Genomic DNA, 14,682 nt, shown 5'->3' with positions numbered 1-14,682 from the left:
AAGTCACGATCCGTGCCTCGCGGGGCCAAGCACAAGGAGCGCTAGCGTTGCGGCGATGGACACTGTGAGCGCAAGTTCGACCGTGACGATCATCATCTTCGCTGTACCCGGCTGATAGGTGAGGAAGGCGCCCTCCATCAACCCGAAGAGCCCCGCAAGGATGAAGAGCAAAGGCCCGGCCGCGACCAGCCAACGAAGTGCACCGCTCGCCAGTCGCGGCGGATCCGTGATTGCGGCCATCATCGCCAGCAACCATACCGCCGCGAGCACCGTTGCAGCCTGGAAGGCCCCGCCCGGGGCAGTCGTCCCGACCCAGACCAGATATATGCCGATGACTATTCCAAAAGGCGGGATGAGGCGGCCGAAATTCGCGAGGACGCCGCCTGGGCGGACGTGCTGGCGCGGGCCTGGCCTCCCGCCCCACCTGTCGTCCCGTGAAGACGACCAGACTCCCACGAGCGCCAACAGCAGCACCGCGACCTCGAGGAGCGTGTCGTAGCCACGAAAATTGAGGAGCACTGCCGTGACCGCGTTTGATGCTCCGGAATGCGCGAGTTGCGCCTCGACGGCCGGACGTAGTCCGCTGGTCGGCTCCGCAAGGCCGATCACGATCCAGCAGAGGCCGGCGCCAACCGCAAGACACGAAACAAGCGCGAGCGGCCGGATCTTCAGCGGGAAAGAAGATTGGGCGGGCGAATGAGGAAGCGCGCCGAGAAGGATGACGCTTGTCAAACCGGCGCCGATCGCCGCCTCGACCAGGGCGACATCGACGGCTTCGAGCCGGACCCATCCCACCGTAAGCAACAGGCCGAAAACGATATAGAGCGCGACGCCGGCGAAGAGATCCCTGGCGAGCACTGCCCCCCCGGCCACGGCGAGGACGAGCAGGCAAAGGACGATGTCGAAAGCGGCGCTGACATTCATCGGTTCGGCTCTTCCGTTTGGCATGCGGAAAGAGCGGCCCGAGCGACGAGCTGCGCGGCAGTAGCGGCAGCGGCAACGGTGAAAAGCCAGACGGCAAGGAGCTTGAAGACCGTCCAGACGTCCGCCGCCTGGAATGCAGCGGCGATCACGATGAACCCGAGCCCGAGGTTGTCCGCCTTGGTAAGGGCGTGAAGGCGCGAATGGACGTCCGGAAATCGCAGCAGCCCGACGGTGCCTGCAAGAAAGAAGAAGAGCCCGAAAGAGACCGTCAGGCACGACGCGACATCTGCAATCATGCCTCCTCCTCCGGGTCTCCGGCGCCTCCGGGACTGACGCTCTTGACGAACGCAACGGCGGCGAATGCGGCCAACAGGGCGAGGAGCAACGCGACATCCAGCACCGCCGGCCGGGCACCTGCAAGCGAGAGCAGGATAAGGATCGCGACGCCGCCGGTTCCGACCAGTTGCGCGCCCATCATGCGATCGGCCCGGCTCGGCCCGATGAATATTCGAATGGCGCTTGCGGCAACATTCAGCAGCACGATGAGCGCCGCGCCCTGGAAGAAACTATCCATTCCTCACCGCTCCCGCAATTTCGCTCTCTTCCTGCACGATCTGGCGCACGACTGCTGCGCGCACGTCGAGGCAGTGTATCAGAAGCGAATCTCCCTTGGAGCCCGCAACCAGGGTCCCCGGCAACAGGCTGATCTCGCTGCCGAGAACGACGCGCGAGACGCCCGGTGGCAGGCGGTGGGGCCGGTAGACGACCCAGCCCGGGTTGAGCGGAAGTTTCGGGTGGAACGCGCGCCAGGCCACATCGAGGCCGCCGGCCATCGAGCGCCGGAGGAAGCGGGGGGCCAAGGCAGTGATTTCAAGAAGATCAAGCGATGGTTCATTTGCCGGGGCCAGGCGACCGCCCAGCCACGCGGCGGCGCCTGCGGCAAAGAGGCCCGGAACGAGTGCGTTGATGTCCCCACCCATGATCACGATCCAGAACACGAGGAAACTCACGAACCGCTTCGCTGGCGTTACGATATTCAAGATGGCGCCCATACACAAGAAACCGTTCTCGAATTGCGAAGTTCCGTTGTCACCTCATGCACGAACAACCGGCGTCAGGACGGAATTTTGGCCGAGAAATGCGCGGTGCCCTGAATGGCGGCATCAGTGTCCATTTGAAAGTTGCGGCTCGGCTTGCGTGCCCTTTTCGCCGATGGCTCCGCACGAAGGCCTCGCTCAGCCGCAAGGTAATTGGAAACCTACGAGCGGGGCAGGATCCAGGATCCTGCTCGGCCATATAAAATCGAACGTGAATCCGATACCTCGGCGCGATATCGCCGACGCGCTGAGGCCCTGAGTCTGTCCACGTAACGGACGAGACCTGCATCCTTCGAGCGCGCTCGCTCCGATGCTCACCGCGCAAATCGGCGGACTTCGACGTGAGCCAAATGACGCTCGATGGCTCCGGATGCCACTTGCGCGTTTCATTTAGCAGCGTGCGGTCTTTCCTCTGAGGGCGTACACACGGGCCGCTGTTATCGTGTCCGAAAATGTCTCGCCGTTGTCTTGGTAAAGGAAGGCTCCGATGTGGCGCCGCCATCAGACGACGCTGCCAATTGGCAGACGGTGGCCGCCTCTTCCGTCTTGAGCGCGGTAACGAGGTGTAGAAGATGGAGGCTGGGACTTCGGTTGCGATGGCTCTGCCCTTCTAGTCGATACGGTCGATCCACATACGGGAGCGGCGCCGGATCGGTATGCCAGCGGAAAAAGGTGGCCGACACGAGCCTCGATCTCCGGCTTGAGGTCCGGTCCGCCGGTGCCATCGAGGGCAACAGCGGCCTCTGCCGCCTCGGCCTGCGGCCGCTCGCCTTGATCAGCGCGCTGGTCTCAACGGCAAATCTGTCGGGCATGGATTCAGCATCTGGCTCGCCCAGCTCCGGTTCGACACGAACAAATTTCACCTGCACCACCTCGCGACCGTCGGCTGTTGGGAAGGATTGGCAAGATCGTGGTTGCGGCGTCCTGGTTAATCTCGAGCCCCGTTCTCGACGGGGAACATCTCGCTGAGCTTGTAAGCCACCTCGGTCCGGTTGGTTGCCTTGAGCTTCTTCATGATATTCCGAATGTGGACCTTGACTGTGCTCTCGCGAAGGTTCAGCTCATAGGCGATGATCTTGTTGGCTTTGCCGCGTCTGAGCTCCCGAATGACCTCTTCCTGGCGTTGTGTGAACATCCCAGCCATGGGTCGTTGTGCTGTTCCGCCTGAATCAATGACTTTGTGGGTGGCAAGTACGCTGCTCGCGGGCACGAAGATCCCACCGGCGTGCGCCAGCTTGACCGCTTCCACGCAGACGTCGAAACCGATCGTGGTTGGAATATAGCCCTTCGCTCCGCATTCCAGTGCTTTGAGAATCTGAGACAATTCGTCGGTGTCGGCGAGGACCACGACAGGTGTCGGTCGAAATTCCATCACCAGGCCGGCAATTTCGCCGGCGATATTTGGATCGGTGACCTTTCTGCCGCCTATGTTCACGAGGACCGCGGCGATGGGCGGATGAACATCCTCGTCTCGCCGCCATTCTTCGGTCGATCCGAAGGCCAGGACCTCCAGGCCCACGCCGTATGACACGAGGCATTGGGCCAGGCATTCCCTATCGAGCGTGCGGTGGTCCAGGAGCAGCAGCGCCGCATCCGTTCCCGGCCTGTCGCATGTTTCATCGGCGGCATCGCCGGGCGCGGAAGCATTTAAGGTGTGAAGCGCGGAATTCTCGTAAAATCGGGCCGCTGAATGCATGGTAAAACTCCCCACATTACGCGGGTGAAAAACAAAACCAAGAGACGCTACTCACGGGAGGTCGCGTCGCCGTTCCAGAATACACTTTTTGCAAATGTCGCTCGAAAGCCGGCCATTCACGAATATCAAATTGAACGATAGATCCTAAATGATCGTAGATCATTAATCTATGTTAATAGCCATTAAAAATAAAATCGATGAACCTTGTCAAACGGCGTCATAATAAACGGATTAGTACGTTATGACTATGAATGATTATCTTCCACTAATTGCTTTTTTCAACATAATCACGTTGGCTTAGCTCAGGAAATGAACTCTCAATCAGGATTCGCCAGGCAGCCGGAGATACCCCGGATCGAAACCTGCGAAGCGCTCGAGGCCCTCTCTGTTCACGAAATGAACGGAACCGTGGCGAAATTCCAAATAGCCCCGCTCCCTCAGTTCGCGCAGCATCCGGTTGACGTGGATCGCGGTCAGCCCGAGCGCATCGGCGAGGTCGTATTGTGTCAGAGGGCATTCGAACCCAAGCTGCCTTGCAGAATTCGCCTTTTCAAGGCGTGTCCCCAACTCGAGGAGCAGGTGAGCCGTCCGCATCAATGCGCTTCTCCGGCCAAGATTGGTCAAGTGCTGGACCAGAATCGCCCTTTGACGGGCGATTGCTCCAAGCAGGACGGCAGCGAGATTCGGGGAGCGAGCGAGACCCGCAAGCAACGCCTTGGCGGGCGCCTCGAACACCATGAGTTCGGTTTGCGCTATGAATGATTCCGGGGCCTCGCCGTCGAAGGCCCGAGAGGCTACGAACTCTCCCTTCAGCGGAAAATCCAGGATCTGTCGCTCCCCATCCATCAGCTCGGTGAAGATGCAGCCCCAACCGGAACGGATGACGAAGATGCGATCCTGCTCGTCCCCCTGGCGGGCGATGACGGCATGCGACGGATAGCGTCTCAGAACGAAACCGAGAGAGCCCAGATGGGCCTTGTCGCAATCGTCGAGTCCTACTCGGAAGACCGGGGCCTCCTTCACCCTGGGAAATGCGTGAGACGCAAATGTCATTTGCGAGGCACCTCTTTCTTTGGAGCTTGCATGATACATCGAGTAGAGATCGACGTAAGATTGCCAATCGGAGCTAATGCAAATTCGGTATCTGCGCCCCCTTGGGGGTTTCCAGTTAAATCGGCTAGTGTTTTAGAGAAGGCGCGAGCCAATCAGCCGTTACGTGGCGCTCGGCCCTATCAGCCTCGTTTTGGGCTTAGATTCAAGCAGTTCTGAGGCCGTCTGAAATAGGCTGGGGCCTGAGGACTTGGAGCGTTTTCGCCGGCTCGAGGGTCAGCAGCCGTCGCTGCCGAGTGCGAGCGCGCTATCTTTAGCTCAGTGATGCTTGAAGATGGCAAGAAAAAATCGAGAAACGGATGCGCGGCGCGGCGCCGGCCCAACGTCCTTAAGGCCAAGCGTAAAGCGATCGCACTTGCCGCATTGCACATCACGGAATCGCTGTTGCTCGAGCTGGAAGCGTCCGAACTGCTTTCACCCAAGGAAATAAGGGGGCTGCTCAAAGACGCTATGACGACCCTGCGGAAGGCGGGTCGGCAGGAAGGAATGCGCAATTGCACCGTCGCAAGCGATATCGTGGGGTCCATTCTGGAACAATACGCACGATCGAGACCCTGAGCCCTCCAGCGATGTTCAACGGCGGAGCGGCCTCACCGCCGGCGCCGAATGTCCATCGGGTGAGCATGCCGGACTCTCGGCTCTCTCTGCTTTCTCAAACGGTCGCGCCCGCGAAGCAGAGCGATTGTAAAGACCCTACTTGACCGACCTGGTATATGCGTCGCTCGAAAGAGCATCAAAGGACGTTGTAAGTCGTTGAAGCTCCAAATTGAGCGTCCCGAAGAGCGGGTCCGGTTTTTCAAGCTGGTGCGCTGAGCCGACCCGCTCGCGCTTCAATGACCGCATCCACCACGGAATGCAAATCCCACTTGACCCGAATGTTATCGATAACATAAGCTCTCTCTCAACGCCGAGCTTTGGGAGGAGCGCAATGGTTGATGACAAGCTTCTGGAGTTTCGCTCCATCACCAAGACGTTCGGCGGCACGCGGGCTCTGTCCGAGGTGTCGCTTGATCTTGGAGCCGGCGAAATCCTTGCCCTGCTCGGCGAAAATGGCGCTGGCAAATCGACGCTGATCAAGACGCTCGCCGGCATCTACCGGCCCGACGGCGGAGAGATCCGCTTTCGCGGCGAACCCTATGTCAATCAGCCGCCGAAGCCCAACCGGCGTCAGCCGGTGGCATTCATTCACCAGGATCTCGGTCTGATCGAGTGGATGACGGTTGCCGAGAATGTCGGCCTGGCGCAGGGCTTCTCGATGAATTCGCGCCTGATCAACTGGCGCCAGACGGAGGAACGGGCGCGCGAGGCCCTGCGCCTCGTCGGCTGCGATTTCGACCCCTCCACCCGCGTGCACGACCTGACGCGTACGGAGAAATCCCTGGTGGCGATTGCGCGAGCCTTGGCCGTCGAGGCGGATGTCCTGGTGCTGGACGAACCGACGGCAAGCCTTCCGGCCGACGAGGTGGAGCGGCTGTTCGAAGCCATCCGGCCGCTGAAGCAGAGAGGCGTAGCGATGATCTATGTCTCACATCGTCTCGATGAGATCTTCAGAATCGCCGACCGCGTCGCTGTCCTGCGCGACGGCCGCCTCGTTGGCCAGAAGCCGGTCCGTGATACGACGCCGGACGAACTCATCGAAATGATCGTCGGACGCAAGGCGGACCAGCTTTTCGCGAAGGCGGATTGCACGCCGGGCGAGGCGGTCGTCAGCATCCGCCACCTAGCATGCGGGGGCGCCGGGCCCGTCTCCTTCGACGTGTTCGAGGGCGAATTGCTCGGCCTCGTCGGCCTGCGCGGCGCCGGTCAGGAACTCGTCGGCCGCGCCCTGTTCGGCTGCGAACCTTTTTCCGGTACCGTCACGATTGGCGGACAGCAGCCAGACCTTTCGAGCCCGGTCGCGGCGATGCGCGCCGGTGTCGGGCTGATCGCCCGCGACCGCACCGAAGAATCGGTCGCCATGTCGCTGTCGCTGCGGGAGAATACTTTTCTCAATCCGCAGGCGTCCGGCCGCAAGCTTCTTTCCTTCCTCTCCCCCTCCCGAGAAGCCGAGATGACCTACGCCATCGGTGAGCGCGTCGGACTGAAGCCGAACGACCAAAGCCTGCCTATCGAGGCGTTGTCCGGCGGCAACCAGCAGAAGGTCGTGGTGGGGAGATGGCTTGCGACCGGCCGACGGCTGCTCATTGCAGAGGATCCAACCGCCGGCGTCGACGTCGGCGCAAAGGCGGAGATCTACCGGCTGATCGCGCGCGCGCTCGAAGCCGGCCTCGCCGTTATCGTCGTATCGACGGATTTCGAAGAAATCGCCCATATCTGCCATCGCGCCCTCGTCTTCTCACGCGGACGCATCCTGCGCGAATTGCGGGGCGCCGACCTGACGACCTCGGCGGTTATCGCCGCCGCTTCGGCCTCCGAGGCCGCTTAAAATTCCGGGAGAGAAAAATGCAGTCGATCGAATCCACCGCGCTTGAACCGACCCGAGGCGAACTGGCGGGACTGAGCCTGCTGCAGAAGCTTCTGCGCTTTCTGCCGGCCTATGGGCTCGTAGTCCTTACGCTCTTCCTGATCATCCTCTTCTCAATCCTGTTGCCGCAGACCTTTCCGACCGTGCTCAATCTGCGCTCGATCATCTCCGACAAGGCGATCATCGCCATGCTGTCGCTCGCGGCCATGGTCCCGATGGCTGCCGGACGCATCGACCTGACCGTCGGCTACGGCATCGTGCTTTGGCATATCCTAGCGATCAGCCTGCAGACGATGGTCGGCGTGCCCTGGCCGGTGGCCGTGGCGATCGTGCTGGCTCTCGGTGCGCTTTCCGGCTTCTTGAATGGACTGCTCGTCGAAGTGGCCCGGATCGACTCCTTCATTGCCACGCTTGGCACAGGTACGATCCTTTACGCACTGGCGCTCTGGCACACCGGCGGGCGGCAAGTCGTCGGCGTGCTGCCGGACGGCTTCTATGCGCTGAACGGAACCATGGTCCTCGGCCTGCCGATCACCGGTCTTTATGTGCTGCTCCTCGCAGTCGCGCTTTGGCTGGTGCTCGAATATCTGCCGATCGGCCGCTACGTCTATGCAATCGGCGCCAATCCGAAGGCCGCGGCACTCAACGGCATTCCGGTTCGCCGCTTCGTCATCGGCGCCTTCGTTTCCTCGGGAACTTTGACGGCACTTGCCGGCATTCTGCTCGCCTCGAAGCTCCGGATCGGTCAGGCGAGTGTCGGGCTCGAGTACCTGCTACCGGCCCTGGTCGGCGCCTTCCTCGGCTCGACCACCATCAAGCCGGGCCGTGTCAATGTCTGGGGCACGATGATCGGCGTGATCATCCTGGCCGTCGGTATTTCCGGCATCCAGCAATTTGGCGGCTCCTTCTTCGTAGAGCCGCTCTTCAACGGGGTGACGCTGCTCGTCGCCATCGGCATTGCCGGTTACGCGCAGCGCAAGCGCGGAACGGTCGCGCGAGGGCCGGTGCCGGCCGCCGCAAACGAGTGAACTTGAAAATCAAGATCTGCATCAAGCAACCCAAGGGAGGAAGGGGAATGAATCGCAGGACTTTCATAACGGGAACGGTCGCGGCAATGGCCTTGCTGGTGGCCAATATTGCCCTCGCCGATCCGATGGCCGACGCCAAGGGGCTGGTCGAAAAATATGCGGGCAAGGTCAGTGCCTGGGATGGGCCGACATCGGGCCCGAAAGCCCAGGAGGGTAAGACCATCGTGGTGCTTGCCGGCGACCTGAAGAACGGCGGCATTCTCGGCGTCACCACAGGCGTGGAAGAAGCGGCGGCCGCCATTGGTTGGCAGGTCAAGGTGCTCGACGGCGCCGGCTCGATCGGCGGCCGCACCGCGGCCTTCGGCCAGGCCATGGCCCTGAAGCCGGACGGCATCATCATCAACGGCTTCGACGCCGTCGAACAGGCTCCGGCGCTCGAACAGGCGAAAGCCGCCGGCATTCCGCTCGTCGCATGGCATGCGGGCCCGGTGATCGGGCCGGATGAGAAGAACGGCCTCTACGCCAATATCAGCACCGATGCGATGGAGGTGTCGAAGGCGGCGGCGAATTGGGCCTATGTCGATGCGCAGGGCAAACCGGGCGTCGTCATCTTCACGGATTCGACCTATGCGATCGCAATCGCCAAGGCCGACAAGATGAAAGCGGAGATCGAGGCGCTTGGCGGCACGGTACTCGAATATGTCGATACTCCGATTGCGGAAACATCGCAGCGCATGCCGCAACTGACGACCTCGCTCCTGCAGAAATACGGCGACCAGTGGACGCACTCGCTGGCGATCAACGATCTCTATTTCGACTTCATGGGCCCGTCCCTGGCGGCTGCCGGCAAGAGCGGCACGGATGCGCCGATCAATGTCGCCGCCGGCGACGGCTCCGAGTCCGCCTATCAGCGCATTCGCGCCGGTCAATTCCAGAAGGTGACCGTTGCCGAGCCGTTGAACCTGCAGGGCTGGCAGCTTGTCGACGAATTGAACCGCGCCCTCGCCGGAGAGAAATGGTCCGGCTATCTCTCACCGCTGCACGTGGTGACGGGCGACAATGTCGAATTCGACGGCGGGCCGAAAAACACATTCGATCCGGATAACGGCTACCGCGACGAATACAAGAAGATCTGGGGCAAGATGTGATCTCCCGCAAGCTGGGGCGCCGCAAATGGCGCCCCTCTTTTCTCGTTCCGTCTACAACATCTTCCTGAATCGACCTCGACCTAGAGACAAAGACTTGCAGTAATCAAAGGTCCTGCAGCAATCATTTCGCGTCTGATAACTCGCGCCGTGCTGCAGAGGTCGTGTTGCCCTGGACCATGCGCAGGGGCGCCTGCCATTGCCCTTCCACGTGCTCGCCTGCCAGCATCTGCAAAAGCGCCCGGGCGGCCACCGACCCGATTTCCATTCGCGGCACGTCGATGGTCGTAAGCCGAGTGCGCACCGCATTTGCAATCGATGTCCCGTTGAACCCGACCACGGATACTCTTTCCGGTACGTGAATGCCTGCCTCGTGCAGATAGGACAGGCCGCCGAGCGCCATGGCATCGTTCAGGAAATGGATGGCCTCAGTCTGCGGATGCGTTTCCATCAGCTTTTCGGTCAGGACGCGGCCCGTCTCGGCCTGCCGAGGCATGGAATCGCAGGTCACACGGACTAGATCGATTCCTCTGGCGCGAAGGGCTGAGTGAAGCGCCAGGCAACGACGGCGTGCGCACAGGTCACGGCCAAGCTCCGCACCAACATAGGCGATGCGCTGCAGGTTCCGTTCTAGAAAATGCCCTGCAACCAGCCTCCCCGCCTCCTCGTGAGAGAGCCCGGCACTGAAGTCGTGTGCCGCATGGTCGCTGTCCCACAGGCGGATTGCGGGGCAGTTCCGCCGTGCAAGGAGGCTTTCCGCATCCGGGCTGCGCGTCATGCCGCCATTGAGGAGAAGGCCGGCCGGGCGAAACGAAAGCATTTCCCGCAGAAGATCCGTCTCGATCTCCGGATCAAAAAGCGACTCCCCGATAAAGGTTTGAAAGCCGCGAGGCCGCAAGACGGAATTCACCCCGCTCAGCACCTCGGAAAAGACGACATCGGCGATCGAGGGAATGATGACTGCGACCATGCGGCTCTTGCGGGAGCTGAGTGAGCCGGCAAGGCTGTTGGGCAAATAGCTGAGCTCGTCGGCGGCCTGCCGGACCTTTTGTCGCGTCTTTTCCGAAATGCTCCCGGCGCCGCGCATCACCTTGGACGCGGTCATCGTGCTGACGCCCGCTCGTAGAGCCACGTCGCGCAGCGTCACGAGTCTTCGACTTTTCTCCTCCACCCGCTCCTCCGGTTCCTTCAGATCGCCGCTTGACGGCCATCATTGTTATCGATAACATTTGTCGGAGGTTAGCGGTAACCCTTGCCATATGCAACCGCAGTGACGGGTTCCGCAGGGAGAATGTTCATTCGGGAGGAATGTCGATGGGACGACTCGTGTCGATCCTATGGGCGTGGATCGATGCCATCATGGCGACGCTGCTTGCCGCCATGATCGCCCTGGTCTTTGCCAATGTCGTACTGAGATATGGATTTTCGTCAGGAATTCGCAGTTCCGTCGAGTTGTCTCGGCTCGGGTTCGTCTGGGTGGTGATGTTCGGCGCAGCCGTGGCGCTGCGGCGTGGCGAACACCTGGCGGTAACGGAATTTTCAGCAGCCTTCTTCCCGCGCGCCGTGCCGGTGCTGCAGCGGCTTTGCTGGTTGGTGATCCTCGTTGCGGTCGTGATGCTTCTCTGGGGTGCCGCGCGCCAGACGCTCGCCAACTGGCATAACATTTCGCCGCTCACCGGACTGCCGACGGGATTGATGTATCTGCCCGGCGCTATAGCGGGTGCGCTTATGGCCGCCATCGCGATCGCGCGTCTGATCCATCCGGTTGAAACAAAGACGAACACGATTGGAGAGGGGCGATGACGCTGGCACTGTTCCTTTCCGTTCTCATCATCAGCATACTTGCCGGTCTGCCGGTCGCCTTCGCGCTGTTACTGGCGGCGATGGTGCTGATGCTGCACCTCGATCTCTTCAGCGCCGATGTTTTGGCGCAGTCGCTGATCAACGGCGTCGACAGTTTTCCGCTGCTCGCCGTACCGTTCTTCCTCGTCGCCGGTGAAGTGATGTCGCAAGGCGGCCTCTCGACCCGGATCGTGAAACTGGCGATGACGCTTGTCGGCCATCGGCAAGGGGGGCTCGGCTATGTGGCGATCGTCACCTCCGTCCTGCTCGCGGGCCTCTCCGGCTCAGCGGTCGCGGACGCAGCCGCGCTCGTTTCCATCCTCTATCCGATGATGCAGAAATCCGGCTATCCGGGCGCACGTTCGCTGGGACTTCTCGCCGCCGGCGGGATTATCGCGCCGGTCATTCCGCCTTCTTTGCCGCTGATCATCATCGGTGTCGCGGGCAATATCTCGATCGCAAAGCTCTTCCTCGGCGGCATCGCGCCGGGGCTGATGATGGGCGCAGCCCTGATGCTGGTCTGGTCCATGATGATGCGGAACGAGACGGTGGAGACCACGCCTAGGGCAAGCGCAAGCGAGCGGCTTCAGGCGCTGCGCGAAGGGATCTGGGCGCTCCTGCTTCCGATCATCATCATCGGCGGCATCCGCTTCGGCATCTTCACCCCGACCGAGGCGGCCGTGGTCGCGGCCGTCTACGCGATCGTCGTATCCGCGCTCATCTATCGCGAACTCAGCCTGCGCAGCTTCTTCGACATCCTCGTCAGCAGCGCACGTTCGACGGCGATGGTAATGTTTCTCGTCGGCGCGGCGATGGTCGCGGCCTGGCTGATCACGGTGGCACAACTGCCGCAGCAACTGGCGGAACTGCTCGGGCCGCTCGTAGACCATCCGCGCCTGCTCATGGCGGTGATCATGATCATCGTGCTCTTCGTCGGCATGGTCATGGATCTGAGCCCGACGATCCTGATCCTGGTGCCGCTCTTCATGCCGATCGTCAAGCTCGCCGGTATCGACCCGGTCTATTTCGGGCTGATGTTCGTCATCAACACATCGATCGGCCTGATCACACCGCCGGTCGGTACCGTGCTGAACGTCGTCTGCGGCGTGGGGAAAAAGCCGATGAGCGCCGTCGTGAGCGGAACCATACCCTTCATCATCGCCTATCTCGTGCTTCTGGCACTGTTCATCGCCTTCCCGGCCTTGATCACCGTGCCCATGCGTTTCTTTGCAGGCTAACCAGGGAGGAATAGCCATGAACATACTGATGAAAACAATGGGGCTTGCGGCGGCTCTGACGCTATCGGCCGTGCCCGCCTTGGCGGAAACCGTGCTGAAGCTTGCCCATGCGGCGCCGGAGACAGACCTTCAGCAGACCATGTCGATCTATTTCAAAGAGCAGGTCGAGGCCCGCTCGGGCGGCTCCATCACGGTGAACATCTTCCCCCATGGCCAGCTCGGAAACGACGCCCAGATGATCGACGGCGCCCGCTCCGGCATTATCGACGTCGCGATCTCGGGACTTAACAACTTCACCGGCCTCATCCCCGAAGCCGGCGCTTTCGAGCTGCCCTTCATGTTTCCCTCCCGTGATGTCGCCTACAAGGTCCTCGACGGCGAAATCGGACAGGGAGTTGCCGCCAAGTTCGATCCCGTCGGCCTTAAACTGCTCGGGTTTCCCGAGAACGGCTACCGCAACATCACCAACAATCGCGGGCCAGTTCGCACGCCGGAAGATCTCAACGGCCTGCAGATGCGGGTGAATAACTCCAAGGCACTCAATGACATGTTCGCGCTTGTTGGAGCAAACCCGCAGCAGCTTCCCGTAGCGGAACTCTATACCGCGCTCGAGACCGGCGTCGTCGACGCCCAGGACCATCCGATCGGCATTGTCGTCTCGTTCAAGTTCAACGAGGTGCAGAAGTACCTGTCGCTCACCCAGCACGCCTATTCGGCGCTCGCCATGGTGATGAACAGCGACAAGCTCAAGGACCTGAGCGATGCGGAGCAGAAGATCATCACGGAGGTCGCGGCCGAGGCCGTCGCCAAGCAGCGCGATTTGAGCCTCGCCAAGGAGGAGGAGATGATTGCACAACTGGAATCCGAAGGCATGAGCGTCAACCGCGATGTCGACGCCGCCGCCTTCCAGGCTGCCGTCAAGCCGGTCTGGGAAGGCTTCATCGACGAGAACGGCGACAGCCTCGTCAACGCGATCGTCGCCGCCTCGAAGTGATGCAAGATCCGGGGCGGAGTTTCTGCGTCTGCCCCGGTTTGTCCCTTGCAGCGAGTCTTCCACATGAATTGCGGGGGCGGTACCGGTCGCCGCTCTGGCGCGATGTCAGAGGCTGGTCTGCCGGAGGATCAGATCGGGGCGGATGGTCACCCGGCCCGCTTCGGCCAGCTTGCCGTCGAGCACATCGAGGATCAGTTCTGCCGTTTTTGCTCCGATCTCGCCCGCGAAGGCATTGATCGTCGTCAGACTTGGTACGCAGATGGCACCGATCTCATAGTCGCCAAATCCACCGATGGCGATTTTTTCCGGCACGGCAATTCCGCGCCGCTGGCATTCGGTGAGCGCCCCGAAGGCCGAAAGATCGGAAACGCAGATCACCGCATCCGTATCGGGAAAGCGCTCGAGGAGCTGACCCATCGCGTCGGCGCCCTCCCGCATCGAGATCGGCGGCGGCCCGGCGGCTATGAGGCGGGCGGCCTCCAGGCCATGGTCTTTCATCGCCGCGATGAAGCCCGCCCGTCGGTCGGCGCCGCGTGTGTCCCGAGAGGCGTCGCCGCCGATGAAGGCAATGTTGCGGTAACCGACGGCGACGAAGTGGTCGACCATCTCGCGCACGGCTTGAGCATTGGAAAAGCCGACGACGTGGCCGATCGGTTCTTCCGGCAGGTCCCAGGTCTCGATCACCGGAATTCCGGCATTCGACAGGAGCTTGCGCGTGCGCGGCGTGTGTTTTCCGCCCGTGACGACGATCGCTTCGGGCTTGCGCCGCAAGAGCTGCTCGATGAGCCGCTCCTCCTCCTGGACATCGTAATTGGTATAGCCGAGCAGGATTTGCAGGCCACGCTCGGATACGCCATCGGAGAGCGTCCGGACCGTGTCGGCGAAATTGGCATTGTTGATCGACGGGATCGTCACCGCGACGAAATCGGTTCGTTGCGAGCGCAGATTGGACGCGGTGCTGTCGAAGACATAGCCGAGTTCCTCTGCAGCGCGCAGAATCGCCTCACGGGTCTCCTGACTGACGGAGGCGTCACGCTTGAAAGCGCGGGAAACGGTCATCGGCGAAACGCCGGTCCGGCGCGCGACATCCGCCATCGTCGGGGGTTTGCGGAAATTGTGCATGCTCGCCCATGTTATCGTTACC

At 61.5% G+C, this 14,682-nt stretch carries 15 protein-coding genes and 1 pseudogene; 7 read left to right on the top strand and 9 right to left on the bottom strand.

Going from position 1 to position 14,682, the window contains the following annotated elements; genetic code table 11:
• Positions 1 to 3 precede the first annotated feature (3 nt).
• The 7 genes and pseudogenes from SJ05684_RS22125 to SJ05684_RS22095 form a co-directional block, all read right to left on the bottom strand.
• Positions 4 to 924, bottom strand: coding sequence for a hydrogenase subunit MbhD domain-containing protein (locus SJ05684_RS22125; RefSeq protein WP_034859065.1), 921 nt, complete (start codon positions 922 to 924; stop codon positions 4 to 6).
• Positions 921 to 1,220 (bottom strand): monovalent cation/H(+) antiporter subunit G, encoded by a 300-nt coding sequence (gene mnhG / locus SJ05684_RS22120; RefSeq protein ID WP_034859067.1) that lies wholly within the window; start codon positions 1,218 to 1,220, stop codon positions 921 to 923. The genes SJ05684_RS22125 and mnhG overlap by 4 nt, the downstream gene beginning before the upstream one ends.
• Entirely contained in the window at positions 1,217 to 1,498 is a 282-nt protein-coding gene (locus SJ05684_RS22115; RefSeq protein ID WP_034859074.1) for an MrpF/PhaF family protein, read from the bottom strand. Before SJ05684_RS22115 ends, mnhG begins: the two co-directional genes overlap by 4 nt.
• Positions 1,491 to 1,934, bottom strand: a complete 444-nt coding sequence (locus tag SJ05684_RS22110; RefSeq protein WP_157212034.1) for a Na+/H+ antiporter subunit E — start codon at positions 1,932 to 1,934, stop codon at positions 1,491 to 1,493. Before SJ05684_RS22110 ends, SJ05684_RS22115 begins: the two co-directional genes overlap by 8 nt.
• Before the next feature lie 524 nt (positions 1,935 to 2,458).
• Positions 2,459 to 2,783 (bottom strand): annotated as a pseudogene (locus SJ05684_RS30530) (AGE family epimerase/isomerase); the annotation flags it as partial.
• Between the two features lie 166 nt (positions 2,784 to 2,949).
• The gene (locus SJ05684_RS22100) at positions 2,950 to 3,717 is read right to left on the bottom strand and encodes a response regulator transcription factor (protein WP_034859076.1); all 768 of its coding nucleotides are present in this window, start codon (positions 3,715 to 3,717) and stop codon (positions 2,950 to 2,952) included.
• A gap of 321 nt (positions 3,718 to 4,038) precedes the next feature.
• A complete protein-coding gene (locus SJ05684_RS22095) occupies positions 4,039 to 4,770 on the bottom strand; it encodes a Crp/Fnr family transcriptional regulator (RefSeq protein WP_034859151.1) in 732 nt (243 codons plus the stop codon).
• Positions 4,771 to 5,091: 321 nt separating this feature from the next.
• Here SJ05684_RS22095 and SJ05684_RS22090 point away from each other — a divergent pair, with 321 nt between their 5' ends.
• The 4 genes from SJ05684_RS22090 to SJ05684_RS22075 all read left to right on the top strand — a co-directional run bounded on the left by SJ05684_RS22090 (position 5,092) and on the right by SJ05684_RS22075 (position 9,467).
• Positions 5,092 to 5,385, top strand: a complete 294-nt coding sequence (locus tag SJ05684_RS22090; RefSeq protein ID WP_034859078.1) for a hypothetical protein — start codon at positions 5,092 to 5,094, stop codon at positions 5,383 to 5,385.
• A gap of 370 nt (positions 5,386 to 5,755) precedes the next feature.
• Positions 5,756 to 7,252, top strand: coding sequence for a sugar ABC transporter ATP-binding protein (locus tag SJ05684_RS22085; RefSeq protein WP_034859080.1), 1,497 nt, complete (start codon positions 5,756 to 5,758; stop codon positions 7,250 to 7,252).
• Positions 7,253 to 7,269: 17 nt separating this feature from the next.
• A complete protein-coding gene (locus tag SJ05684_RS22080) occupies positions 7,270 to 8,319 on the top strand; it encodes an ABC transporter permease (protein ID WP_034859083.1) in 1,050 nt (349 codons plus the stop codon).
• A 47-nt stretch (positions 8,320 to 8,366) separates the two neighbouring features.
• Positions 8,367 to 9,467 carry an ABC transporter substrate-binding protein gene (locus SJ05684_RS22075; RefSeq protein ID WP_034859086.1) on the top strand — a complete coding sequence of 367 codons (1,101 nt, stop codon included), beginning with the start codon at positions 8,367 to 8,369 and terminating at the stop codon, positions 9,465 to 9,467.
• Positions 9,468 to 9,588: 121 nt separating this feature from the next.
• Here SJ05684_RS22075 and SJ05684_RS22070 read toward each other — a convergent pair whose 3' ends face one another.
• On the bottom strand, positions 9,589 to 10,635 hold the full coding sequence (locus tag SJ05684_RS22070) for a LacI family DNA-binding transcriptional regulator (RefSeq protein WP_034859089.1): 1,047 nt from the start codon (positions 10,633 to 10,635) through the stop codon (positions 9,589 to 9,591).
• 143 nt (positions 10,636 to 10,778) lie between these two features.
• Here SJ05684_RS22070 and SJ05684_RS22065 point away from each other — a divergent pair, with 143 nt between their 5' ends.
• From SJ05684_RS22065 to SJ05684_RS22055, 3 genes are read left to right on the top strand one after another with little or no spacing between them, the layout of a single operon-like run.
• Entirely contained in the window at positions 10,779 to 11,267 is a 489-nt protein-coding gene (locus SJ05684_RS22065; RefSeq protein ID WP_034859154.1) for a TRAP transporter small permease, read from the top strand.
• Positions 11,264 to 12,544 carry a TRAP transporter large permease subunit gene (locus SJ05684_RS22060; protein ID WP_034859091.1) on the top strand — a complete coding sequence of 427 codons (1,281 nt, stop codon included), beginning with the start codon at positions 11,264 to 11,266 and terminating at the stop codon, positions 12,542 to 12,544. Before SJ05684_RS22065 ends, SJ05684_RS22060 begins: the two co-directional genes overlap by 4 nt.
• Positions 12,545 to 12,560: 16 nt before the next feature.
• A complete protein-coding gene (locus SJ05684_RS22055; RefSeq protein WP_034859092.1) occupies positions 12,561 to 13,538 on the top strand; it encodes a TRAP transporter substrate-binding protein in 978 nt (325 codons plus the stop codon).
• Positions 13,539 to 13,643: 105 nt separating this feature from the next.
• Here the strand turns inward: SJ05684_RS22055 and SJ05684_RS22050 are convergent, their stop codons facing one another.
• On the bottom strand, positions 13,644 to 14,660 hold the full coding sequence (locus SJ05684_RS22050) for a LacI family DNA-binding transcriptional regulator (RefSeq protein ID WP_034859094.1): 1,017 nt from the start codon (positions 14,658 to 14,660) through the stop codon (positions 13,644 to 13,646).
• Positions 14,661 to 14,682: the final 22 nt, after the last annotated feature.

Origin of the sequence: Sinorhizobium sojae CCBAU 05684 (assembly GCF_002288525.1) — a bacterium.
In the GTDB taxonomy this organism is placed as follows: Bacteria; Pseudomonadota; Alphaproteobacteria; order Rhizobiales; family Rhizobiaceae; genus Sinorhizobium; species Sinorhizobium sojae.
The sequence above is the reverse complement of the archived record's forward strand: the minus strand, read 5'-3'. Positions and strand labels throughout refer to the sequence as shown.